Origin of the sequence: Flavobacterium eburneipallidum (genome assembly GCF_027111355.2) — a bacterium.
Lineage (GTDB): Bacteria > Bacteroidota > Bacteroidia > Flavobacteriales > Flavobacteriaceae > Flavobacterium > Flavobacterium eburneipallidum.
Map to the genome: position 1 here is coordinate 410764 of NZ_CP114291.2, position 21980 is coordinate 432743.

The 21980-nt window shown below is 34.0% G+C and carries 26 protein-coding genes; 14 read left to right on the plus strand and 12 right to left on the minus strand.

The annotated features are described in order from the left end of the window. Positions 1-8 precede the first annotated feature (8 nt). On the minus strand, positions 9-401 hold the full coding sequence (rnpA, locus tag OZP15_RS01635; RefSeq protein WP_281336828.1) for a ribonuclease P protein component: 393 nt from the start codon (positions 399-401) through the stop codon (positions 9-11). Positions 402-524: 123 nt separating this feature from the next. Between rnpA and OZP15_RS01640 the strand changes: the two genes are divergently transcribed. The 3 genes from OZP15_RS01640 to OZP15_RS01650 all read left to right on the plus strand — a co-directional run bounded on the left by OZP15_RS01640 (position 525) and on the right by OZP15_RS01650 (position 3072). Next, positions 525-1259: a lysophospholipid acyltransferase family protein gene (locus OZP15_RS01640; protein ID WP_281336829.1), complete on the plus strand. Its 735-nt coding sequence runs from the start codon at positions 525-527 to the stop codon at positions 1257-1259. A 57-nt stretch (positions 1260-1316) separates the two neighbouring features. Beyond that, positions 1317-2303 carry an acyl-ACP desaturase gene (locus OZP15_RS01645; RefSeq protein WP_269226779.1) on the plus strand — a complete coding sequence of 329 codons (987 nt, stop codon included), beginning with the start codon at positions 1317-1319 and terminating at the stop codon, positions 2301-2303. Between the two features lie 115 nt (positions 2304-2418). Next, on the plus strand, positions 2419-3072 hold the full coding sequence (locus tag OZP15_RS01650; protein ID WP_281336830.1) for an HD domain-containing protein: 654 nt from the start codon (positions 2419-2421) through the stop codon (positions 3070-3072). A 39-nt stretch (positions 3073-3111) separates the two neighbouring features. Here OZP15_RS01650 and OZP15_RS01655 read toward each other — a convergent pair whose 3' ends face one another. From OZP15_RS01655 to OZP15_RS01695, 9 genes are all read right to left on the minus strand, one after another. Continuing rightward, positions 3112-3858, minus strand: coding sequence for a PA3715 family protein (locus OZP15_RS01655; protein WP_269226781.1), 747 nt, complete (start codon positions 3856-3858; stop codon positions 3112-3114). 73 nt (positions 3859-3931) lie between these two features. Further along, on the minus strand, positions 3932-4330 hold the full coding sequence (locus OZP15_RS01660) for a hypothetical protein (protein WP_269226782.1): 399 nt from the start codon (positions 4328-4330) through the stop codon (positions 3932-3934). Positions 4331-4444: 114 nt separating this feature from the next. After that, complete coding sequence (locus tag OZP15_RS01665) at positions 4445-5221, minus strand: enoyl-CoA hydratase/isomerase family protein (RefSeq protein WP_269226783.1); 777 nt, start codon at positions 5219-5221, stop codon at positions 4445-4447. A 176-nt stretch (positions 5222-5397) separates the two neighbouring features. After that, a complete protein-coding gene (locus OZP15_RS01670; RefSeq protein WP_281336831.1) occupies positions 5398-6882 on the minus strand; it encodes an ATP-binding protein in 1485 nt (494 codons plus the stop codon). Between the two features lie 57 nt (positions 6883-6939). Further along, positions 6940-7497 (minus strand): CopD family protein, encoded by a 558-nt coding sequence (locus tag OZP15_RS01675; protein ID WP_281336832.1) that lies wholly within the window; start codon positions 7495-7497, stop codon positions 6940-6942. A gap of 75 nt (positions 7498-7572) precedes the next feature. Continuing rightward, positions 7573-8586, minus strand: a complete 1014-nt coding sequence (hemH, locus tag OZP15_RS01680; RefSeq protein WP_269226785.1) for a ferrochelatase — start codon at positions 8584-8586, stop codon at positions 7573-7575. A 188-nt stretch (positions 8587-8774) separates the two neighbouring features. Continuing rightward, positions 8775-9641 (minus strand): helix-turn-helix domain-containing protein, encoded by an 867-nt coding sequence (locus OZP15_RS01685; RefSeq protein WP_269226786.1) that lies wholly within the window; start codon positions 9639-9641, stop codon positions 8775-8777. A 138-nt stretch (positions 9642-9779) separates the two neighbouring features. Beyond that, the gene (locus OZP15_RS01690; protein WP_281336833.1) at positions 9780-10319 is read right to left on the minus strand and encodes a YceI family protein; all 540 of its coding nucleotides are present in this window, start codon (positions 10317-10319) and stop codon (positions 9780-9782) included. Positions 10320-10335: 16 nt separating this feature from the next. Next, positions 10336-10713, minus strand: coding sequence for a c-type cytochrome (locus OZP15_RS01695; protein ID WP_269226788.1), 378 nt, complete (start codon positions 10711-10713; stop codon positions 10336-10338). Between the two features lie 156 nt (positions 10714-10869). Here OZP15_RS01695 and OZP15_RS01700 point away from each other — a divergent pair, with 156 nt between their 5' ends. From OZP15_RS01700 to hemF, 11 genes are all read left to right on the plus strand, one after another. Beyond that, positions 10870-11259 carry an OB-fold protein gene (locus OZP15_RS01700; protein ID WP_281336834.1) on the plus strand — a complete coding sequence of 130 codons (390 nt, stop codon included), beginning with the start codon at positions 10870-10872 and terminating at the stop codon, positions 11257-11259. 33 nt (positions 11260-11292) lie between these two features. After that, complete coding sequence (locus OZP15_RS01705; RefSeq protein WP_269226790.1) at positions 11293-12132, plus strand: DUF5777 family beta-barrel protein; 840 nt, start codon at positions 11293-11295, stop codon at positions 12130-12132. 124 nt (positions 12133-12256) lie between these two features. Then, the gene (locus OZP15_RS01710; RefSeq protein WP_269226791.1) at positions 12257-12685 is read left to right on the plus strand and encodes a hypothetical protein; all 429 of its coding nucleotides are present in this window, start codon (positions 12257-12259) and stop codon (positions 12683-12685) included. A gap of 18 nt (positions 12686-12703) precedes the next feature. Beyond that, positions 12704-13291 (plus strand): hypothetical protein, encoded by a 588-nt coding sequence (locus tag OZP15_RS01715; protein WP_269226792.1) that lies wholly within the window; start codon positions 12704-12706, stop codon positions 13289-13291. Positions 13292-13618: 327 nt separating this feature from the next. Continuing rightward, positions 13619-14923 (plus strand): glutamyl-tRNA reductase, encoded by a 1305-nt coding sequence (hemA, locus tag OZP15_RS01720; protein WP_269226793.1) that lies wholly within the window; start codon positions 13619-13621, stop codon positions 14921-14923. Positions 14924-14977: 54 nt separating this feature from the next. Next, positions 14978-15904, plus strand: coding sequence for a hydroxymethylbilane synthase (gene hemC, locus OZP15_RS01725; RefSeq protein ID WP_269226794.1), 927 nt, complete (start codon positions 14978-14980; stop codon positions 15902-15904). Positions 15905-15955: 51 nt separating this feature from the next. After that, positions 15956-16363, plus strand: coding sequence for a hypothetical protein (locus OZP15_RS01730; RefSeq protein ID WP_281336835.1), 408 nt, complete (start codon positions 15956-15958; stop codon positions 16361-16363). A gap of 42 nt (positions 16364-16405) precedes the next feature. Beyond that, positions 16406-17071 carry a uroporphyrinogen-III synthase gene (locus OZP15_RS01735; RefSeq protein WP_269226796.1) on the plus strand — a complete coding sequence of 222 codons (666 nt, stop codon included), beginning with the start codon at positions 16406-16408 and terminating at the stop codon, positions 17069-17071. Between the two features lie 58 nt (positions 17072-17129). Continuing rightward, a complete protein-coding gene (hemE, locus tag OZP15_RS01740) occupies positions 17130-18158 on the plus strand; it encodes a uroporphyrinogen decarboxylase (RefSeq protein ID WP_281336836.1) in 1029 nt (342 codons plus the stop codon). 13 nt (positions 18159-18171) lie between these two features. Continuing rightward, positions 18172-18504 (plus strand): hypothetical protein, encoded by a 333-nt coding sequence (locus OZP15_RS01745; RefSeq protein ID WP_281336837.1) that lies wholly within the window; start codon positions 18172-18174, stop codon positions 18502-18504. An 11-nt stretch (positions 18505-18515) separates the two neighbouring features. Beyond that, a complete protein-coding gene (gene hemF / locus OZP15_RS01750; protein ID WP_269226797.1) occupies positions 18516-19418 on the plus strand; it encodes an oxygen-dependent coproporphyrinogen oxidase in 903 nt (300 codons plus the stop codon). Positions 19419-19460: 42 nt separating this feature from the next. On the opposite strand, the gene OZP15_RS01755 is transcribed toward hemF, so the two are convergent. After that, positions 19461-21278 (minus strand): hypothetical protein, encoded by a 1818-nt coding sequence (locus tag OZP15_RS01755; RefSeq protein WP_281336838.1) that lies wholly within the window; start codon positions 21276-21278, stop codon positions 19461-19463. A 68-nt stretch (positions 21279-21346) separates the two neighbouring features. Beyond that, a complete protein-coding gene (locus OZP15_RS01760) occupies positions 21347-21979 on the minus strand; it encodes a hypothetical protein (protein WP_269226800.1) in 633 nt (210 codons plus the stop codon). Position 21980: the final 1 nt, after the last annotated feature.

Here is a 21980-nt window from a genome sequence, read left to right on the forward strand (position 1 = left end):
AGTCTATGTTACTCCTGATTTTTCAGCTGCAGCACAAACTTTTCAAAAAGCTGAATGGTTTTGGTATTGATTTCCTCGTAAGACAATCGGTCTTTGGTTTGGTAAAAAAACATAAAAGCATATTTTTTGTCCAAATTATCAACTAACAAATGTTTGTTCAATCGATAGGTTTCACGAAGCACCCGCTTGAAATAATTGCGATCTACGGCATGTTTGAAGTTTTTTTTAGAAACTGAAACACCCATTTTTATTTTTTGGTCTGAATCTTCAGGAATGCCAAAATCACTTTCCACATACACCAGTCTCAAAGGATATTTCGACACGGACTTGCCTTTGGAAAAAAGCAAATCTATAGTGATTTTACTTTTAAGCTTTTCGGTTTTGGGATAAGTGAAATTCATTTATTTTGAAAAATAATAAAGATTGGATGAGCAAAGGTACAATTAAACCCTAAATAGCATTGTCGATTTATGTAAATACCAACAAACAAAAATTTATTTCTTATTTTTGCAAAAAAATATATAATGCAAAAAATCATATCGTATCCCATATCCTTTATTGCAATTTTGTTATTTCTTTTAACATTAGTTATTTTTCATCCTATTCAATGGATTTGTCTTAATGTTTTTGGCTATCAGGCGCATAAAAAATCGGTAGATTATTTGAATTTAGTCTTGTTGCGAATCGGGCATTTAATGTTCAATACTTTTAAAATCGAAGGAAGAGAAAACATCCCGACTGGAGTTCCTATTATTTTTGTAGCCAATCATCAGGGAATGTATGATATTATTGGAATGATTTGGTTTTTGCGAAAATTTCATCCTAAATTTGTAAGTAAAGTAGAATTGGCCAAAGGAATTCCGAGTGTTTCTTATAATTTAAATCACGGAGGTTCCGTTGTAATAGACAGGAAAGATCCGAAACAAGCCATTCCGTTAATCAAAGGATTGTCTCAATACATTGAAAAAAACAAACGTTCGGCAGTTATTTTTCCAGAAGGAACAAGAAGTAAAACAGGAAAACCCAAAGAATTTGCTCAAAGCGGATTGAAAATGCTCTGTAAATATGCGCCTTCAGCATATGTTGTGCCAGTGACAATCAATAATTCTTGGAAGTTTTTTAAATATGGTTTTTTTCCTTATGGTTTAGCAAATCATATTACCTTTACCATTCATGAAGCAATGGCTGTAAAAGACTATTCTTTTGAAGATATAATGGTAAAAACTGAACAAGTAATTATACAAAGTATTCAATATTAAAATACAAACAGATTTTATATTTCGTGCGAAATCTAAAATCTAAAATCTAAAATTAAAATGTCTATAAAAAACATTCGTCTAGAAGTAATGCAATTTCTAGAAAACAAAGTAGAAGGATTTATGGATCAATATCTGATTCCAGTGGAGCAGATATGGCAACCTTCTGACTTTTTGCCTAATTCCGAAAGCGATAATTTTCTGGAAGAAGTAAAAGAATTGAGAGAAATCTCTAAAGATTTACCTTATGATTTTTGGGTGGCTATGGTAGGTGATATGATTACCGAAGAAGCTTTGCCAACCTACGAAAACTGGTTGATGGAACTTGAAGGAGTGGATAACGAAGGTAGAAATGCCTGGTCTGCTTGGGTTCGTCAATGGACGGGAGAAGAAAATCGTCACGGAGATTTATTGAACAAATACCTTTATTTGTCGGGTCGTGTGAATATGCGTGAAATCGAAATGACAACTCAACATCTGATAAGTGATGGTTTTGATATTGGAACAGGAAGAGATCCATATAAAAACTTTGTTTATACTAGTTTTCAGGAATTAGCCACTTATGTTTCGCACAATCGAGTGTCACAATTGGCAAAATCGTATGGAGATAAAAAATTATCCAAAATGTGCAAAATGGTTGCTGGAGACGAGATGCGTCACCACCACGCCTACAGCCATTTTGTAACCGAAATTTTCAAATTAGATCCAAGCGAAATGATGCTTGCGTTTCAATACATGATGAAAGCCAAAATTGTTATGCCAGCGCATTTCTTGAGAGAATCAGGTCAAAAAATTAGTTCGGCTTTTGAACATTTTTCGGATTCTGCACAACGAATTGGCGTTTATACCGCCAATGATTATGTGGACATCATGCAAAAATTAATCGATAAATGGGAAATAGATAAAGTTACCGGTTTGACTGCCGAAGCCGAAAAAGCCAGAGATTACTTGATGAAATTACCTGCTCGTATGGCTAGAATTTCAGAGAGATTGGTCATTCCTCAAGAGTCTTTCCAATTCAAATGGGTAGAACCTGCGAGATTGTAGATTGCCGAATTTAGATTTCAGATTAGTTGGAATTGAAATTACCATTAATTTATATTGCTGATTTTTGAGGTTTTAAACTTTAAAAATCAGCTTTTTTTATAAACACGTTCCCAATATGAGTACTTTAGATTTAATAAATAATACGATTCTTTTTGTCAAACAAAAACTAGAAAATGCCGAAGGCGGACACGACTGGTTCCATATCGAAAGAGTCTATAAAAATGCTCTGCTCATTGCCGATGGCGAAGTTTGCGATTTAATGGTGGTGAAATTAGGAGCCTTGCTTCACGATATTGCTGACAGTAAATTTCATGCTGGAGACGAAACCATTGGTCCCAAAATTGCCCGTGAATTTTTAAGTTCCAATGCTGTTGATGAAGTAACAATCCAACACGTGATTAAAATTATAGAAAACATCTCTTTTAAAGGCGGAAATACCCAAAAGCTATTCTCGTCTATCGAATTGGATATCGTTCAGGATGCCGATCGTTTGGATGCTATTGGTGCCATTGGCATTGCCAGAACATTTAATTATGGAGGTTTTAAAAACAGAACTTTATACAATCCTGAAATTGCTCCAAATCTTAAAATGAGCAAAGAAGAATATAAAAACAATGAAGCACCAACCATCAACCATTTCTACGAAAAACTATTGTTGCTTAAAGACAAAATGAATACCAAAACAGGAAAACAAATTGCCCAAGAAAGACATTTGTTTATGGAAAAATTCCTTTCGCAGTTTTATGCGGAATGGGAAGGGGTGAAGTAAGTTGGTAGTATTCAGTAGCAGTTTTCAGTTTTTGCAGATTTAGCTCTTTAAAACATATTTATGTTGTTTTTCATCAAATTTTAAAATACTATTTTTTGTACTCTCTTTTTTGATTATTTCTTTTTCACAATCTTCGTCCAAAGAATAGTCTTTCAACTTTGTTTTAACGGTAATATCATTGAATTTTGTTGTCAATTTATCACTTATGATAAATACACTTTTTGATGTTTCGAACCAAGCATCTTTACAACCACCATTACCTCCACTATCTCCGTTGTATTTTTCTAATTCAAAATCATTTAAGACTTCAATTATTTTATTGTTTTTAAAATAATAAAGGTTAATAGAATTGGAACCAAAAGGATTAACCCTAGAACTTCCGCTATAATGATATCTTATACCAAAAGCTCGGGTGTTTTTATTCAAATAATAAAGTCCTGTGTCGATTTTTAATTCATCAAGATACATCGCATCCGAAGACCATTCTGATTTTTTAGTGTATTTAGTTTCAATTGATTTTGTAGATTTATTCCAAACCAAAATATTATTGTCTATATCAAAACAGTAATCACATTCAGGGTCTAGATTTGTTTTAACAGGTAAAAGAATAATTACTTTTTCTTTTTGGTTAGGAATAACTTTTAAGCATATTTTATCTGATAGTAAATTTTTTTCCTTGACCTTTAAAAATTCAATTGCATTTTTAATAATGTCTTTGTCTGATAATTCTTGTCCGAAAAATGAACTTGTAAAAAGAAATAGAGCAACTACTAATATATTTTTCATAAATGCTAAAGTAAATTAAAATTGAAGACTTTTCCAACCCTGAACACTAAAAACTGACCACTGATCACTTTTTTTAAAGTCCTTTTTCCTGCATCGCAATAATCACATCCGAAGCATTCTTGAAAGTAGGTGCTTGTTCGATAATAGTTCCCACACGTTTTTTATTGAGTTTGAAAGTAATGTCGTTTTCTGTGGTAAATAATAATGCCGTCAAAAATGGATTATTCATATACGGAGCCAAAACAAAAAAAGCTTCTTCCAGTGAATGAAAACTTTCTATTTCTTCGGTTTTGTAGCGGGCGATAATGGAAAGCTTGAACTCGTCATTTTCCAATAAAACCGGACGCACATAAATGTTTTTCAATTCGGTGTCGCCAATGGTTTTGGCCAAAGTTAATTTGGCGTAGGTTTTATTTTCGATGCTTTCTTTTACTTTTTCCCAGAATTGGGCAAATACAGGCTGGAAGGACATAAGTTTTTTTTTGGAATGAGGGTACAAAAATATAATGATTTGATATTACAATCCTAAATAATTATAATAATTTGATATTTGTAAGCTAACTGAACACTAATTTATGACCACTGATTACTTAAAATTAGCTTTTCTTTTCTCTAAAAAAGCGGTTGTCCCTTCTTTGAAATCTTCGGTAGCAAAACAACTTCCAAAATTCCTGATTTCCACATCAAATCCATTGACATCCGTTTTAAAATTGGCATTTACTGCCTCGATGGCTTTGCCAATGGCAACGGGAGAATTTTTCATAATTTTATGGGCAAGCGTTGTGTAAGTTGCAACCAAATCAACTTGTGGAACCACGTGATTGACTAATCCATAATTTTTTGCAGTTTCGGCGTCAATCATTCCTGCGGTTAGAATCATTTCCATCGCACGGCCTTTGCCAACCAATTGCGACAAACGTTGCGTTCCGCCATAACCTGGAATTACACCAAGAGAAGTTTCCGGCAAACCCATTTTGGCATTATCCGATGCAATTTTGAAATGACAAGCCATTGCCAGTTCCAGTCCGCCACCAAGGGCAAAACCATTAATTGCAGCAATCACAGGCGTTTTCAAATTTTCGATAAAGTCGAATAAAATTCGCTGTCCTTCTGAAGCTAATGCTGCGCCTTCTTCTGCCGAAAAATAAGCAAATTCGGCAATATCGGCACCAGCCACAAAAGCTTTTTGGCCGCTTCCTGTTAGGATAATGACACGTATTTCTGGATTATTTTCGACCAATTGCAAAGTATCGTGCAATTCTTGAATGGTGACTTTGTTCAAGGCATTCAATTTCTCCGGACGGTTGATAAAAATAGTAGCAATGCCTTCTGCTTGTTCCAAAATGAGGTTTTCCAGTGCCATAATTCAGAAGTTTATTGGTTGATGGTAAAAGTTAGACACAAATTACACAAATTACACGAATTGTCACGAATTTTTTTGACTTGAAAATTACACGAATTCCTATGAAATTAGTGTAATTAATTTAAAATTATTTTTATTCGTGCAAATTCGTGCAATTTGTGTTTAAAAATACTTATTTAATCCGTGGTAGAATCGTTTGTAATAGGCAAAGAAACGGTAAAAGTAGTCCCTTTTCCTTTTTGAGATTCGAAGGTAATGGTTCCGTTATAATTTTCGATAATGTTTTTGATGATGCTCAAACCCAATCCCATTCCGCTGGTTTTTGTGGTGAATTTGGGTTCGAAAATGCGATTGAAATTTTCGGTTGCAATTCCAATTCCATTATCGGCAACATTGATAACTACATTGTTGGATGCTTTTTTGATATTGACACAAACAGCCTTATTTTCCTGATTTTCGGGAATCGCCTGAATCGCATTTTTAACCAAATTGGTAATAATCCGAATGAGTTGTGTTCGGTCAATTATCGAAATAATTTCTTCTTCTTCTGCTTTGAAATGAATGTATTCTTCGTTGAAAATATCCATAGTCAATTCGACCACATCAACTACATTTAGGGTTTCGTTTTGTTGCGCAGGCATCGAAGCAAAGTTAGAAAATGCCGAAGCTACCGAACTCATCGTATCGATTTGCTGAATCAAAGTTTCAGAATAATCGTTGATTTTTTGTTTTAGATTTGGATCGTTTGGATCAAATTTTCTTTGGAAACTCTGTACCGTCAATCGCATTGGAGTTAACGGATTTTTGATTTCGTGAGCGACTTGTTTTGCCATTTCTTGCCAAGCTTCTTCTCGTTCACTTTGAGCTAATTTCAAGGCACTTTCTTCGAGTTCGTCCACCATTCCGTTATAGGCATTGATCAAAAGATTGATTTCTTTGCTATTGGCTTCCAGAACAATCTTTTCGTTTTTTTGATTCAAAGTCGTTTCGCTCAATTTGTCCGAAATGGTTTTTAGCGATTTAGTGATATAGGATGAAAGAAAATAAGCCACGGCAAAAGCAACCAAAAGCATAAAACTATACACCTGTGCCAATCGAATCAGGAAATTTTGCAGTTCAGCCTGATAGTAGCTATCGTCTTCTACATAAGGCAGATTCAGGATTCCTAGGGGTTTGAATTTATCGTCTTTGATTAAACTATACAAAGACCGTTTCTTTTTTCCGTTACTGTTTTTGATGTCAACATAGCGTTGGTCAACTGATGATTGTACTAGTTTAATAATGTATTTCGGAATGGGTGGCGCAATGGGATCAATCGAAAATCGGGATTTGGAAGATTTCAAAAGTCTTCCGTCCAAACTATAAATATTGATTTCAAGATTATGAATATCAGATAATTCGTGAATTTTATCCTTGAAAATCAATGCTAAATTACCCTGTGTTAGCGGATAAGTGGTGTTCGAAAGTACATAAATGATGTTCTCTTTTATGGCGTCTTCTTTGTGCTCCAACCGTTCTATATGGTATTGTTTCGCCTCATTCTTAAATTGAATAATCGAAATCGAAGCCAATAATACCGAAGCTACAATAATCAAAACAATCATCGAAAGGAATATCCTAATTCGCAAGGAAAGCATTGATATCTTGAAGTCTTTTAACATAGTGTTCAGTGTTCAGTATTCAGTAATCAGTGTTCAGTTCTGCAAACTGACCACTGATTACTGACCACTGTTTTTTTCTCTTATTCGTTTGTAAAATTTAAAGCCGAGCATGAGCAAAACCGAAAACAATAGAATCCCGATTACACCATAAATCCAGTTGAAAGCATTTTTTAGAACGACTAAAAATACTACAGCGAACAAAATAATAGTTGCACCTTCGTTCCACAAGCGCATAAAAGTGGTGGTGTATTTTACTTCGTTTCTTTGTAATTGACCGAAAATTTGCTGGCATTTTAAATGGTATAAATACAACACAAAAACAAAGCCAAGTTTTACGTGCATCCAAGGCATTTTGAGCCAAGCATTGCCCATTGGCGTAAAAAACAACATCCAAAATGCAAAAAAACTGGCCAAAATTGCTGATGGCCAAGTGATAATGTACCACAAGCGATAACTCATGATTTTGAATTGTGCTTGTAAAATTTCTTTTTCGGGCGAGGGTTTATCGTTGGCTTCGATTTGGTACACAAACAAACGAACAATATTAAACAAACCCACAAACCAGGTTAAGACAAAGATGATGTGCAGGGATTTTAGATAGTTGTAGTATTCCATTTTTTTTGTTTACGGTTTAGAGTTTACGGTTTAAGTTCGTTAAACAACTTTAAACCTTTAAACTTTTAAACATTTCTATTTCGCCCAATCCTTTATCCAATTTCCAACCACACCACACCATTCATCCTCATCATTCATACATGGAACAGCCATAAATTCTTCGCCACCATGATGCAAAAATTGCTCGTTGGCTTCCATGGCGATTTCTTCTAGAGTTTCTAAACAATCGGCTACGAAAGCTGGAGTTACAACGGCTAATTTCTTGATGCCTTGTTCGGGCATTTTGTTGATTTCGACATCGGTGTAAGGCGTTAACCATTTGTCACCTGCTAATCGAGATTGGAAGGTTTGACTGTATTTTCCCTCTGGAATTCCTAATAATTTTACGACTTGTTTGGTCGTTTCATAACATTGATGGCGGTAGCAAAATTCGTGTGCTGGCGAGGGTGTATTGCAACAAGAACCATCAATTTTGCAATGTGATTTGGTTACATCCGTTTTGCGAATATGACGTTTTGGAATTCCGTGATACGAAAATAACAAATGATCGTAATCAAATCCTTCCAGATGTTTTTTCATCGAATTGGCCAATGCCTGAATATAATCGGGTTTGTTGTAAAATGCAGGAACATTGGTAAAAGTCATTTCTGGGAAAAATTCCTGACGCAATTCTTCTGCCAAAACCACAATGGTTGTAGTAGAAGCCATAGCGTGCTGTGGATACAAAGGCATCAGCATTACTTCCGTCACGCCTTTGTTTTTTAATTCTTGAAGCCCTTTTTTGATGGTCATGGTTCCGTAGCGCATAGCCAAAGCCACAGGAATATCGACCAAGGTTTTAACTTTTTGGTGCATTTTTTTCGAAATCACTATCAATGGCGATCCTTCATCTGTCCAGATTCGAGCATAAGCTTCGGCAGATTTTTTGGGTCTGGTTTGCAAAATGATTCCACGAACTAATAAGGCTCGTAATAAAAAAGGAACATCTATGACGTATTTGTCCATTAAAAATTCGTCTAAATACGGTTTTACATCTTTTGGCGTTGGACTTTCTGGCGAACCAAGATTGACTAGTAATACTCCTTTCATTTTAGATTTTTGTTTTTTAAATTTTTATCAAAAGTAGTTCAAGCTACTTTTTAGAAATATGATAAATGTTATTTTTTATTGATTGTTGGATATATAAAATTGATTAATCCATTAATTTTTTCAGCGTTTCCGCATCGGGTAATAATCCTTTTTGTAAATCTCTAATTGGTTCGTTGCTGACGAACTAATTACACATTCGTATTAATCGACATCAAATATTTTTTTGGAGTAGTTCCGAATTTCTTTTTGAAAGCCGCAATAAAATGACTTCCGGTGCTGTAGCCAATTTTCAAACCGACTTCGTTCACATTATATGATCCGCTGTCCAATAATTTTCGGGCATAATCCATTTTGTGATCGAATAGAAAGCCATAAACGGTGTCGCCATAAATTTGCTTGAAACCCATTTTTAGTTTTTTCAAAGTCAATCCTATTTGATCGGCTAACTCTTGTAAACCGGGTGGTTCAGCCATATTAGCGATGATGATTTCTTTGGCTTTCTTAATTTTTAGTACATTTTCTTCATCAACCAGAAACGGACATTGTTCGGCATTTGGATCTTCGTTTCTATTGAAAAACAAACTCAATAATTCGTAGCCTTTGCCTTTGTAATACAAGTTTTTTATGGACGGATTCAGGTTGTAATGAAACATTTGGTTCAAAACAATCGCCATTGATGGACTTATATCACTTTCGTTATAATATTTTTTATCTTGATTTTCTTTGCTCAAAAACGGAATATGTTCTGCATCAGTAGTAAACAATCCATGGAATTTCCGAATGGAAACAAATATAGAAATCAACCAAGTTTTAGGTTCAATTTGTACATTTAGAGGCAATTCTTTTTCGGTGTTGTAAAACAATAATGCTTTTTCTTCTTTTAAATTCAAGACATAATTGCCTTGATTAAAAATATAATTGGCATTCCCTTTTAGACTGAAATGAAACTGGATTAAACCCAACTGAACCGGACGTTGAAAGGTTAGAACTTCATCTGTATTATTTTGAAAACGAATTAAAATAAAATCTTCATCAATTTTTATTTCTTCTTCCATTCTTTGATTTTTTTTTAATTCAACTTAATAAGGTCGTTTATTGGCAAGCGACTTCTTTTTGCCTTTCAAAAATAAATCTTTTTGATGGTTTATTGTTTGTTTCCTTCTAATTTTATAAAATGTTTATCGTTATAGTCTTTATTTGAACACGGCAGTGAGTTGGATTTTAATTTTATTGGATACTTTATTTTTGACAATCGTTGGAATCGAAATATCAAAATCGCTCGCATTTACTGAAAAATTGGACACTAAATTTATCCCTGAATTCGATTGACTTATTCGGGCAATGGTTTTGATGGCAACCGTTTTTCCGTGAAGTTCTAGTTTTCCGTTGATGGTAAAATCCTTGGGTGTTGAAGTTAGACTTTTGGTATCAAAATTTTCTATTTTACCCTTGAAAACAGCTTTAGGATATTGATCGCTTTCTACATAATTTTCGTTGAAATGCTCTTCCATCAAAGCGACTTTAAATCGGAATCCTTTCAGTAAAGCCAAACTGGCAATTTCACCCGTTTTTGGATTTAGAACTACAGTAACGCTATTGTTTGTTGCTTTTACTTCTTCAAACGAAGGAACAGAAGCTTCAAAAGTAATCACTCCTGATTTGCAAATCATTTTTTCTTGAGCGACAGTCATAATTGAGGCCCACAGCATTACTAATGTGATAATTTTTTTCATGTTTTTTATTTAATGATTACTCTAATAATCCATCTTGTTCCCATTTTGCTACAATATCAATCGTGGCTTGAGGCAATCTTGGTCCGCCTTGTGGCATTAAGGAACTATTGCCATTATTTAATGAAATTCGACTTAACAATCCACGGTTTTGAATGGCATTTTTTACTTGTGCATACGTCACTAATGACAATGAAGTACCATTTCGAGGCGTTGCAGCATGGCAGGAAACGCAATTGTTATCAATAATGGATTTTACATTTTGTTGATAGGTTATTTTAGTTCCACTAGTGGGAGGTGTAGGAGTTTCTTCCATCAAAGAATCGGGATTGTCATTGGAGCAAGACATCAAAATGCTGGTGCAAAATAGTAGTGCAAAACAGTTTTTAGTTTTCATAGCGATTGGTTTTTAAGTTAAAAAAAGGATTCGATCTGTTCGATGAATGATATACGTCGAAATTCAAATTCTAGTTTTAATTCACTTTTCTTTTTTAGAAAAAACCAATAGTTGTCTTTTACCGTACATAAGATGGACTCACTAAAAACTAATCTTATGAAGAAAAAAATACTATTCGGAATTGTCATTCTACTGGCGATTTCCTTTTTCGCCTATCGGTACACTTACCAAGACCACAGAGATATTAGTTCTGAAGAAGCTACTTATGTGGTTAGCATTCCTGAATTGAAAAAAGAATTTTGGACAAATGATAGTTTGGCTTTAAGCAAATACCAAAACCAAACCATTGAAGTAGCAGCAACTGTAACCGCAATTGATTCTGAAAATAAAGCTGTCGTTCTTGACAACAATCTCTTTGCTACGTTCACCGATAGTTTGCCCAAAGCCATTATTTCAGGCAAAAAACTAAAAATCAAAGGACGATTTCTTGGCTATGACGAACTGCTGGAAGAATTCAAAATGGATCAAAGTTCGATTATTCAATAAAAAACATCTAACAAACAACCTAAATTATATATTATGAAAAAGCTCCTTTTACTCTTATTATTATTCCCTTTAGCGTCCTTTTCGCAAGACGATTTATTAGCAGGAATAGACACTGTTGCTTCAAAAGAAAAAGTAACTTCTGCCTTCAAAGCCTTGAAAATTGTCAATCTAGAATCGACAAAACTAGCTGCCAAAGGCGATTTGTATTTTATAGTAGCCCATAGATTTGGTTCTATAAAAGACGGCTTCGAAGGTTTTTATGGATTAGACAATGCAAACACCCAAATAAAATTTGTTTATGGATGGACAGATTGGTTAACCGTTAGCGCTGCCAGAAGCGAATTGGCTTACGATTTTTCTACAAAATATACTTTGATGCATCAATTAAAAGATGGTTTTCCGGTAACGATTGTAGGTTTTAGCAGTTTGGCGATAAATAATACGCTTAAAGAAAGTTTGTATCCTCAATTAAAATTTGACGATCGTTTTACTTATGTACAACAATTATTAATTTCTAGAAAATTTTCCGAAAAATTATCGCTTGAAGTTGCACCAACTATTTTCCATGAAAATTTTGTAGATAATGCCCAACAAGACAATACCCAATACGCTGTTGGAATTGGAGGACGCTACAAATTCGCCAAACGCTGGTCGCTCAACATTGATTATGCTGCTCATGTAAACCGAGCTTCTAATTCAATGTACAAAAATCCGCTTTCTATAGGTTTTGATTTAGAAACAGGAGGACACGTTTTCCAGATGCACTTCACCAGTTCACAAGGCATTCACGAAGCTGGTTATTTAGCACAAACTACTGGAGATTGGACAAAAGGCGATGTGTTTTTTGGATTCAATTTGTTGAGAGTTTTCTAAAAAATTCTTTTTAAAGGTGATTTATTAAATAATATTATTTAAAACAATTCTAAATTAATGTTAAATAAAACCAAAAGTGAAACCCGAACGTAAATGACTTCAGAACCTTTAAAATTTATGAAAAATGAACAAGACAATCAAAAAAGGATTTTATGTAGTTGGAGGAATTGCATTCCTTTTTATCGCTATTTTAATGTTTCACATTATTACAGCCAAACCAGCAGTTTATGATAGTGCCAATTTACAAGTGAGCCGAATAGATTTTAAATCGAATATCGATTCAGTCCAAGCCAAACAAATTGCTGCCGACTTAAGAACCATCAAAGGGTTGACATCCGATTCTATTATTATAAAAAGAAATGTTGTGGTTTATTTCCACAATAATAAAATTACTAACTCCGAAAAAGTTTTCAATGAGTTGATGACCAAAAGATCCTATGAGGCTGAACGATTTGTTTTGCCTGCAAATATGGCAAGTAAAGAAGTTTGCCCAGTAGATCAAAACAGTGTGAGCTATAAAGTATCTAAATCTATAAATCAATTTTTTAATTAATCCTTAAATTTTATTATCATGACAAATTATTCAAAAATTACACTCGGTGTATTATTTCTTGCCTCGGCGGCATTTATTTCCTGCGATAAAGACGACGATGCTCCAGCGCCAGTAAAAGCGTCGATTTACACTCGTTTGGGCGGAACAACTATGGTTGCCGATCCAGATAATTCAGGACAAATGATCGAACAAGGTCGTTTATCATTCCGTAAAGTAGTAAATTCTACTGTAGGACTTATTGTTGCTGATGTTCAAAAAAATGCTTCCGGAAATCTTGGAGCACATTTTGCACCAGTTTTGACAGAAGTTGGAGCAGGTAATACTACTAAATTAGCAGTATTGGTTGATAATTTAACTGATTTCTTTTCTTTCAATACTGGAGGAACAAATGCTGTTAATACTTATTCTGGTCTTAACATGGTAGCGGCTCACGATCCAGCGACAAACCCACGTATGGGAACAAAATCAAGCAATGCTGATTACACAAAATTTGTAGGTTATGTAGGTGCTGCTGCAAATGCAAATGGAGTAGCTTCGAATACAGAACTTTACACTGATGTGGTTGCTGTTTTAGAATCATTGAGAACTCCTATTGTTCAAAAATAATGCTATTTGCAGACAAAAAACGCTACTGTAATAAGTAGCGTTTTTTTTCAAATTAACGAATAGGCTTAAAAATTAAAACAGGCTTTATCTCGAACCCAGAGCGATATTTTTTCGTAATTAATATACAATCAATCGATATTGTTATTTAGAATAAATCTATATAAATAACAAAAAAAGGCTTGATTTTGCTATATTCCCACCCATAATCGATTTTGTAATTCCTATTTTGAATCAAATTATCATAAAGCGATACAAAAAGAACTTACAGCGTTGTTTTTATAAAATAGATAATAATAATTTTGTTGAACTTTTTAAGGAAAGTATAATATGGAAAATTTTAATATGTCCAGAACCACCACTTTTTACGCTATAGGTATAAGTTACAAAAAAGCAGATGCCACGATTAGAGGAAAATTTAGCCTAGACGCGAAGACAAAATCTATTTTATTAAAGCAAGCCAAAGCCGAAGGAATCGAATCATTGATTGTAACTTCTACTTGCAATAGAACCGAAATATACGGTTATGCCAATCATCCTTACGAATTAATCAAATTACTTTGCGAAAACAGTAATGGTTCCGTTCAGGAATTTCAAGAAGTAGCTTACATTTATAAAAACCAAGATGCTATCAATCACATGTTTCGAGTTGGAACAGGATTAGATAGCCAAATTCTAGGTGATTTTGAAATTATTGGTCAAATAAAAACCAGTTTTGATGAATCAAGATCATTGGGATTAATCAACACTTTTTTAGATCGTTTGATTAATGCTGTGATTCAAACCAGCAAAAGAATAAAAAACGAAACCGAAATTAGTTCGGGTGCCACTTCTGTTTCTTTTGCAGCCGTTCAGTATATAATCCGTAATGTAGAAAATATTGGTAACAAGAATATTTTACTTTTTGGAACTGGTGAAATTGGAAAAAACACCTGCGAAAATTTAGTAAAACACACTAAAAACGAGCATATTACATTGGTCAATAGAACTAAAAGTACCGCCGAAATTGTGGCTGGAAAACTCAATGTAATTGTAAAAGATTATGCTGATTTACAAGAAGAATTACAAAAAGCCGATGTTTTGGTTGTAGCCACTGGCGCACAAAATCCAACTATCGATAAAGCACTTTTGAATTTAAAGAAACCGTTGTTGATTTTGGATTTATCCATTCCAAAAAATGTGAACGAAAACGTGCAACAACTACCTGATGTAACCCTAATACATTTGGATTATTTGTCTCAAATAACGGATGATACGCTCGAAAGAAGAAAACAACACATTCCTGCTGCCGAAGCTATTATCGAAGACATGAAACTGGAATTGAATACCTGGATGAATGGTCGTAAATACGCACCAACCATCCACGCATTAAAAGCCAAATTAAACGATATTGTAGCCAGCGAATTGACTTTTCAACGTAAAAAAATATCTAATTTTGACGAAGAACAAGCTGAGTTGATTAGCAATAGAATCATCCAAAAAATTACCAATCATTTTGCCAGCCATCTCAAAGACGAAAACACTTCAGTAGATGAAAGCATTGAATTTATCGAAAAAGTATTCCAAATTGGGCAACTGGCTCCTAAAAAAACAACTTCGGCTGCCGAAGAAAAATATAAAATTACCCTTTCATAGAGAGATTAAAACCTCATAATCCTTAATTTCTTAATGGTTCAAAAACAATAAAGAATGGCTCAAAAAGTTATTAGAATAGGAACTCGCGATAGCGAATTAGCACTTTGGCAAGCCCATACCGTCGAAAAGAAACTAAACGATTTAGGATATAAAACCGAAATTATTGCCGTAAAATCGCAAGGAGATATTATTCTCGACAAACCCCTTTACGAACTCGGAATTACAGGAATTTTCACCAAAACATTAGACATTGCCATGATAAATGGTCAAGTTGATATTGCTGTACATTCTTTGAAAGATGTGCCAACAGCTTTACCAATTGGGATTGTTCAGGCGGCGGTTCTCGAAAGAGCTAACACTTTAGATATTTTGGTTCACAAAGGAAACCTTGATTTTCTGGAAGAAAATGGAACAATCGCTACAGGAAGTCTGCGTCGTCAGGCGATGTGGTTGAATAAATATCCTAATCATACCGTAGTCGATTTGCGTGGCAACGTAAATACGCGAATGCAAAAACTCAAAGAAAACGATTGGAATGGAGCCGTTTTTGCAGCTGCAGGTTTAGAAAGAATCAACCTCAAACCAACCGATTTTATCGATTTAGACTGGATGATTCCCGCACCAGCTCAAGGTGCAATGGTAATCGTAGCGATGCAAAACGACGATTTTACTTTGGATGCTGTTTCTCAATTGAATCATGTAGAAACTGAAATCTGTACTTATATAGAAAGACAATTTTTAAAAAAACTAGAAGGCGGTTGTACAGCCCCAATTGGAGCATTGGCAACTTATTGCGAACTGGAAGACACTTTCACTTTCAAAGGTGTTTTACTGTCTATCGATGGAAAACAGCAATTGGAAATTGAAAAAACTGTAGATGTCAGCGAATGGAAAAAACTAGGATTTAATTGTGCCAATGAAATCCTCGAAAATGGTGGTGCGGAGTTGATGAAAAAGATTAAGGAAAGTTTGAAGAATTAAATAGTATAAATAAAATTGCTAGATAATAATTAGAAATATGATTTCAAATTAATGGATTTAAATATAACAGCAATTGTATCAGTAATTCCATTATTCATAAACTTTATCTTATTGTATAATAGGAAGAAAAAGTGGGTCAAAAATAAATATAAATGGTTTGCTGTAATGATATTTTTTTTAGTCGGAATTTGTCTTTATACTAATAGTAATGAATTTGACGAGAAATCTTGTGGCTGGGCATTTGTTACCCCTTTTTTGTTTTCTGTTTTTGATTTTATAATTATGAAATTAAGTTACGCAATTCACAATAGAGATTTATATCTATGGTTAAGAGGTTCGAGTGATATTGATGATAAAAAATTTAGTGGAGGTAAAAAGGTAAAAACATCTGATAGAATATTTTCCTTTTTTTTACTGTTTTTAATTATCATACTGCCTTATGTGTTTTTCTTTTTTTAAAGCAGAATAAAATATTAATTGAAAAATTTGATAAACAAATAAATGACTAATTCAATCAACATTCTTTCCACAAAAATACTTTTGAGCCATCAAAAGCTAGCCTTATTGAATGCTGGTTTTTCAGTAATCGAAGTCAATTTTATCAAAACCGAAAACTCGGATTTTGATTTAAAAGACATCAATGATAATTTAATTTTCACGAGTCAAAATGCGGCTCAAAGTGTATTACTTCATCCAAAAAGTAATGAATTAAAATCCAAAAATGTGTTTTGTGTCGGTATGAAAACCAAAGCATTATTGGAAGAAAATGGTTTTACGGTTGAGGTTTACCTTGATTATGCTGCCGATTTAGCCGAAATAATCACTTTAATTTATGCCAACCAAAGCTATACTTTTTTCAGCGGGAATCTCCGAAAAGAAACTTTGCCAAAAGCCTTGAAAGCAGCCAAAGTCAACTTCAATGAAATTCAGGTATATGAAACCACTTTGACGCCACAAAAAGTAAAAACTCCAGTGGATGGAATCCTATTTTTTAGCCCGTCAGCCATTGAAAGTTATTTGAAAGATAATAAAATAAAAAATGAAATTTGCTTTTGCATTGGCGAAACCACCGCAGAAGCTTTAGATCATATAACAAGAAATATAATAGTCGCAGATCAGCCTTCGGTTGAAAATGTGATTGAAGATGTAATCCAAGAATATAAATAATTTAGACCTAACAGGTTTTCAAAACCTGTTAGGTTTTTTTCAAAATAAAGAAACCAAAATGATAAAGAACGACCTATTTTTAAAAGCATTAAGAGGAGAAACAGTTGAACGTCCACCAGTTTGGATGATGCGTCAAGCCGGAAGATATTTACCAGAATTCAGAGCTTTGCGTGACAAATATGATTTTTTTACGCGTTGCGAAACTCCAGAATTGGCAGCAGAAATCACTGTTCAGCCTATTCGTATTATCGGACCAGATGCAGCGATTTTGTTTTCGGATATTTTGGTTGTGCCAAGAGCAATGGGAATTCACGTGGAATTGAAAGACAATTTGGGGCCAATTATTCCAAATCCAATTCGTACAATGGCACAAGTAAATCAGGTTTATGTTCCAGATGTGAATGAAACTTTAGGTTATGTTTTTGATGCCATCAAATTGACAAAAGAAATGCTGAACGATGAGGTGCCGTTAATTGGTTTCGCAGGTTCGCCTTGGACGATTTTCTGTTATGCAGTGGAAGGGAAAGGTTCTAAAAGTTTTGATACAGCTAAAGGTTTTTGTTTCTCAAACCCAGCTGCAGCGCATACTTTATTGCAAAAAATTACCGATACGACTATTTTATATTTAAAAGAAAAGGTAAAAGCAGGAGTAAACGCCGTTCAGATTTTTGACTCTTGGGGAGGAATGCTTTCGCCAGTAGATTATCAGGAGTTCTCCTGGAAATACATCAACCAAATCATTAATGCCTTGGCAGACGAAACACAAGTAATTGTTTTCGGAAAAGGGTGTTGGTTTGCCCTTGGCGAAATGGGAAAAAGTAGAGCTTCGGCTTTGGGAGTTGATTGGACGTGTTCGGCTAGAAATGCAAGATATTTATCTGGAGGAAATGTGACTTTACAAGGAAACTTCGATCCATCAAGATTGTTGTCGCCAATTCCTACAATCAAGAAAATGGTTCACGAAATGATTGACGAATTTGGAGCAACCAAATACATAGCCAATTTAGGTCACGGAATTTTACCTAATATTCCTGTAGATCACGCCAAAGCTTTTGTGGATGCTGTGAAGGAATATCAAAAGAAATAAGTGCCTTATAATAATGGAAAAAGTTATATTTGGAATTAAAATAATATTAAAACTTGTTTTTTTTGGGTTTTATTATTTTTGGATTTTAAGTGCACTGAATTTTTTTCTCTTCCCAAAAAACTATATGAGTTCAAGTGAAGCTTGTGCAGCGGGATGGAAGACAATTGGATATCCAATTATAACAGTCATTCTTACCTTTTTATATTTATTAATAATTTTGATTTATAGTAAATGTTTTAAAACTAAAAACAAGACAATTTATTTTAAATTAATAATTTATCCATTAATAACAGCAGGAATATTATTTTGGGTTTTTGGAATATTTTTTTCCTTTTTAAGGAAATAATCTAGTTTTAAATGAAAAACAAATTTTACCAATACATACAAAACCTCCAAGACACCATAGTTTCAGGATTAGAAGCTGTTGATGGTCAGGCTAAATTCCGTGAGGATATTTGGGAACGACCAGAAGGCGGTGGCGGAAGAACTCGTGTGATAGAAAACGGAACCGTTTTCGAAAAAGGCGGTGTCAATATTTCGGCAGTACACGGAAAATTGCCGGATAGTATGCAGAAATTGTTCAATGTAGGCGAAGCTGATTTTTTTGCCTGTGGATTGAGTTTGGTTTTGCATCCTAAAAACCCAATGGTGCCAACGGTTCACGCCAATTGGCGTTATTTCGAAATGTATGACGATAATGGAAATGTAATCCAACAATGGTTTGGAGGCGGACAGGATTTAACACCTTATTATTTGTTTGAAGAAGATGCAACTCATTTTCATCAAACCTGTAAAACCGCTTGCGACAAACACAATCCAGAATTTTACCCAAAATACAAAAAGCAATGTGATGCCTATTTTTGGAATGCACACCGCAACGAAGCCCGAGGAATTGGCGGATTGTTTTTCGATTATTGCAAAGCAACCGAGCAAATGCCAATGGAAAATTGGTTCAGCTTTGTTACCGAAGTAGGGAATAGTTTCTTGGAAGCATACGTTCCAATAGTTGAAAGAAGAAAAAAATTGCCTTATACACCAGAACAAAGAACTTGGCAAGAAATTCGCCGAGGACGTTATGTCGAATTCAATTTGGTACACGACAAAGGCACTTTGTTTGGACTAAAAACCAACGGAAGGATAGAAAGTATTTTGATGTCTTTACCACCAAATGTACAATGGGTATATGACCATCATCCAGAATCGGGAAGTGAAGAAGGAAAATTGATAAAAGTATTAGAAAACCCAGTTGATTGGGTATAAAAAAGTCCCGAAATTTTCGGGACTTTTTTATGTTTTTAAATACTATTTTTTAGTAATTTCTTTCAACAAATCTAAAGTTTGCAACATTACGTTTTTATCCGTTTCAACCGTGTTTAATCGGAATTCCACTAGCAACTTATTATCTGTGATTTTTTTGGGAGAGAGTACTACCATATCCTTAAATTTGGAAGTTACTTTCGTAAAGGTTTCATTGCTTTTTGAAGTTGTTTTTTCTACATCAGAATAAGTTTCAATCGCTTTTTTAATGTTTAATTTGGAGGTAAAATAATTGCGTTTCAATTCTTTTTTCAATTCTTTTGCAAACTCACTTTTGTTGTTTTTAAGGTTTTCATAACTGTTGCTAATTACAATTACATCTTGGTCTTTCAGTATGAAAAATTTTCCATAAGTCGAATCTCCAAGAATTTCATAATAATTTTCTTTTTGGATTAATAGTTTTTTGCGAAGCCCCAATTGAATTAATTTATCTCCAAAAGTTGGATGTGTTGAAGTGAAAATCATAGAAAATAAAGGAACTGATTTGTTTACCGTTTTTTCTACCGTAGTAGCTTCAAAATTATCATCATATTCAGTGACTTTTGTTTTCACGGCTTTGTTTTGAATGTCTTGTAAAAACAAACTCAAATCACCATCAAACAAAGTAGCTGTTGCTTTTTCGTCAACTATGGTGCTAATTAAATCGGTAACCATTGAAAAGTCTTCTTTAGAAATATAGGCATTAGCAAAAATTTCACTCGTTAATTGTGGAACGTTTTTCAGCATTTCTTCGGAATCAAAATGATAGGAAAGGAAAGCCAATGGTTCTTTTTCAGGGAAATAGTCAAATATTTTCTTGTTGATTTTTCGGTTGTTGACCTTGCCTAAAATAGCAGCAACAGATTCTGAATATTCCACTATTTCTTCGATGCGAGCATTGTCATTATCAAAGTAGAAATCAAAATTGACTCCTTTTATAAAACTGCCAAAGCCCTGTTGAAAAGGAAAATATTTTCCATAGGTATTGATTTTACTCAATGAACCGAATGCCGAAGTGAGGTTAGACAAAACGCCACCATAATTTACCCAAGATGAAATATCGGCTTTGGGGTTTACTTTGGTCGAAGTAGGCATTACAAAGCCATTTTCGAAAAGAGATTTCAGAAACGCAATTTGGTTTGTTTTTTGAATACTGTCAAAAGCAATTTTTCTGTTTTGGTATTCTGTATCATAATTAGAATCGTTTGCAAAAAAAGCATCTGACTCAACGGTATTTTCGCTAGCAGTCGAGTCAACAGCTATTTCTTCAACAATTTCTGTTGGAGGCTCAACCGCGGCAGAATCGACAGTCATTGCGGCTTGATCCAGTATCGCTTTTTGATCTACTTCACTAAATTTTTTTGTGAATTCAAAAATTACTAAATAGCCATCATTCCAAGCCATAGAAAATCGCTCATTACTAGAAGTAAATAGCGAATAATTTGGAAAATCCTGAATTTCATACTTTGCCAACGAATCAGAGACTTGCTTTTTTTGTTGGTTTTTAATCAAAAATTGCTTGATATTCTCTCTGTTTTTGATTGGAATACTAATGCGATAATACGGAATGCTGTCGGTAAAATTTCCAACAATACTGGCAGTTTGATCTAATTTAAACAAAGCCGAAAATTCGGGACTTCCAAAATCAGTAGGTTCTTTTTTTAATTCAGTCAAAAAAGGATGGTGGACAATTTGATCAAAATTTACTTTTTTTGCCAGTGCATTGCCGTTGTATTGCACGAAATAATCGTATTTATCCGAAGGTGTTTGGCAAAAACCAAAATTGCTAATCAACAGGATTAAGAAGAGTAAAATGTTTTTCATAAACGTAAAAATTGTTTTGTTATAATTCATAATATGTTGTTGCTCTTTATTTGATGGCATTGCATAAATTAAGGTGTTAATTGGATGGTGTTATTCATTAGTGCCGATTTCTTAAGCACATTATAGACATTGTGTTTCAAAAAGATAGTTTTTTTGTTTTTTGAAATCTTACTATTTCCGTTATTTACCGAGGCGACATCGCGGTCAAAAGTATAAATAGCAATAACATTCGCTTGTTCTAAATCGGGTTTTTTCTTGGGATCTTTGAGTAAATTTTCTGGAAAAGAATAACTAGCAATGCGCTGAAAATTGTTCTTGTCTGCAGCAAAATAAACCTGATTTTTTTGTTTGTTGATGCTATTTAGTGCGCTGTTTAACGCTTTTAGATTTTGATAATCAAGACGAATGGTGAAGATATAATTATCAAAATCAGTTTTGGTAATGACATTCGAAATACCTTCAATTTTGGAAGCGGAATGTTTAAAATCGAGTAATTTTTGAGTAATTTCTTGCTCACTTGGAATTTTTACGCCATCTACTTCCTCCAGTAACATCGCCGATTTGGTCTTGAACCAAGATTGCGAAAAATCAACAGTGACCGAGTATTCTCCACTTTGATTGTCGTGATGCTTTATTTTTTCTGTAATTTCAAAACAACTACAAAGCAATAAACAGCAAGTTAAGACTAGAAATTTTTTCATT

What these genes read in the sequence shown, in the direction of transcription:
- OZP15_RS01675 (WP_281336832.1), bottom strand. Translation starts at nt 7,497, where the DNA reads ATGGAATACTACAACTATCTAAAATCCCTGCACATCATCTTTGTCTTA.
- OZP15_RS01700 (WP_281336834.1), top strand. Translation starts at nt 10,870, where the DNA reads ATGAAGAAAAAAATACTATTCGGAATTGTCATTCTACTGGCGATTTCC.
- OZP15_RS01655 (WP_269226781.1), bottom strand. Translation starts at nt 3,858, where the DNA reads ATGAAAAATATATTAGTAGTTGCTCTATTTCTTTTTACAAGTTCATTT.
- hemC (WP_269226794.1), top strand. Translation starts at nt 14,978, where the DNA reads ATGGCTCAAAAAGTTATTAGAATAGGAACTCGCGATAGCGAATTAGCA.
- OZP15_RS01715 (WP_269226792.1), top strand. Translation starts at nt 12,704, where the DNA reads ATGACAAATTATTCAAAAATTACACTCGGTGTATTATTTCTTGCCTCG.
- OZP15_RS01730 (WP_281336835.1), top strand. Translation starts at nt 15,956, where the DNA reads ATGGATTTAAATATAACAGCAATTGTATCAGTAATTCCATTATTCATA.
- rnpA (WP_281336828.1), bottom strand. Translation starts at nt 401, where the DNA reads ATGAATTTCACTTATCCCAAAACCGAAAAGCTTAAAAGTAAAATCACT.
- OZP15_RS01685 (WP_269226786.1), bottom strand. Translation starts at nt 9,641, where the DNA reads ATGGAAGAAGAAATAAAAATTGATGAAGATTTTATTTTAATTCGTTTT.
- OZP15_RS01705 (WP_269226790.1), top strand. Translation starts at nt 11,293, where the DNA reads ATGAAAAAGCTCCTTTTACTCTTATTATTATTCCCTTTAGCGTCCTTT.
- OZP15_RS01640 (WP_281336829.1), top strand. Translation starts at nt 525, where the DNA reads ATGCAAAAAATCATATCGTATCCCATATCCTTTATTGCAATTTTGTTA.
- OZP15_RS01670 (WP_281336831.1), bottom strand. Translation starts at nt 6,882, where the DNA reads ATGTTAAAAGACTTCAAGATATCAATGCTTTCCTTGCGAATTAGGATA.
- OZP15_RS01645 (WP_269226779.1), top strand. Translation starts at nt 1,317, where the DNA reads ATGTCTATAAAAAACATTCGTCTAGAAGTAATGCAATTTCTAGAAAAC.
- OZP15_RS01710 (WP_269226791.1), top strand. Translation starts at nt 12,257, where the DNA reads ATGAACAAGACAATCAAAAAAGGATTTTATGTAGTTGGAGGAATTGCA.
- OZP15_RS01735 (WP_269226796.1), top strand. Translation starts at nt 16,406, where the DNA reads ATGACTAATTCAATCAACATTCTTTCCACAAAAATACTTTTGAGCCAT.
- OZP15_RS01745 (WP_281336837.1), top strand. Translation starts at nt 18,172, where the DNA reads ATGGAAAAAGTTATATTTGGAATTAAAATAATATTAAAACTTGTTTTT.
- OZP15_RS01695 (WP_269226788.1), bottom strand. Translation starts at nt 10,713, where the DNA reads ATGAAAACTAAAAACTGTTTTGCACTACTATTTTGCACCAGCATTTTG.
- OZP15_RS01755 (WP_281336838.1), bottom strand. Translation starts at nt 21,278, where the DNA reads ATGAAAAACATTTTACTCTTCTTAATCCTGTTGATTAGCAATTTTGGT.
- OZP15_RS01690 (WP_281336833.1), bottom strand. Translation starts at nt 10,319, where the DNA reads ATGAAAAAAATTATCACATTAGTAATGCTGTGGGCCTCAATTATGACT.
- OZP15_RS01760 (WP_269226800.1), bottom strand. Translation starts at nt 21,979, where the DNA reads ATGAAAAAATTTCTAGTCTTAACTTGCTGTTTATTGCTTTGTAGTTGT.
- hemE (WP_281336836.1), top strand. Translation starts at nt 17,130, where the DNA reads ATGATAAAGAACGACCTATTTTTAAAAGCATTAAGAGGAGAAACAGTT.
- hemF (WP_269226797.1), top strand. Translation starts at nt 18,516, where the DNA reads ATGAAAAACAAATTTTACCAATACATACAAAACCTCCAAGACACCATA.
- hemA (WP_269226793.1), top strand. Translation starts at nt 13,619, where the DNA reads ATGGAAAATTTTAATATGTCCAGAACCACCACTTTTTACGCTATAGGT.
- hemH (WP_269226785.1), bottom strand. Translation starts at nt 8,586, where the DNA reads ATGAAAGGAGTATTACTAGTCAATCTTGGTTCGCCAGAAAGTCCAACG.
- OZP15_RS01660 (WP_269226782.1), bottom strand. Translation starts at nt 4,330, where the DNA reads ATGTCCTTCCAGCCTGTATTTGCCCAATTCTGGGAAAAAGTAAAAGAA.
- OZP15_RS01650 (WP_281336830.1), top strand. Translation starts at nt 2,419, where the DNA reads ATGAGTACTTTAGATTTAATAAATAATACGATTCTTTTTGTCAAACAA.
- OZP15_RS01665 (WP_269226783.1), bottom strand. Translation starts at nt 5,221, where the DNA reads ATGGCACTGGAAAACCTCATTTTGGAACAAGCAGAAGGCATTGCTACT.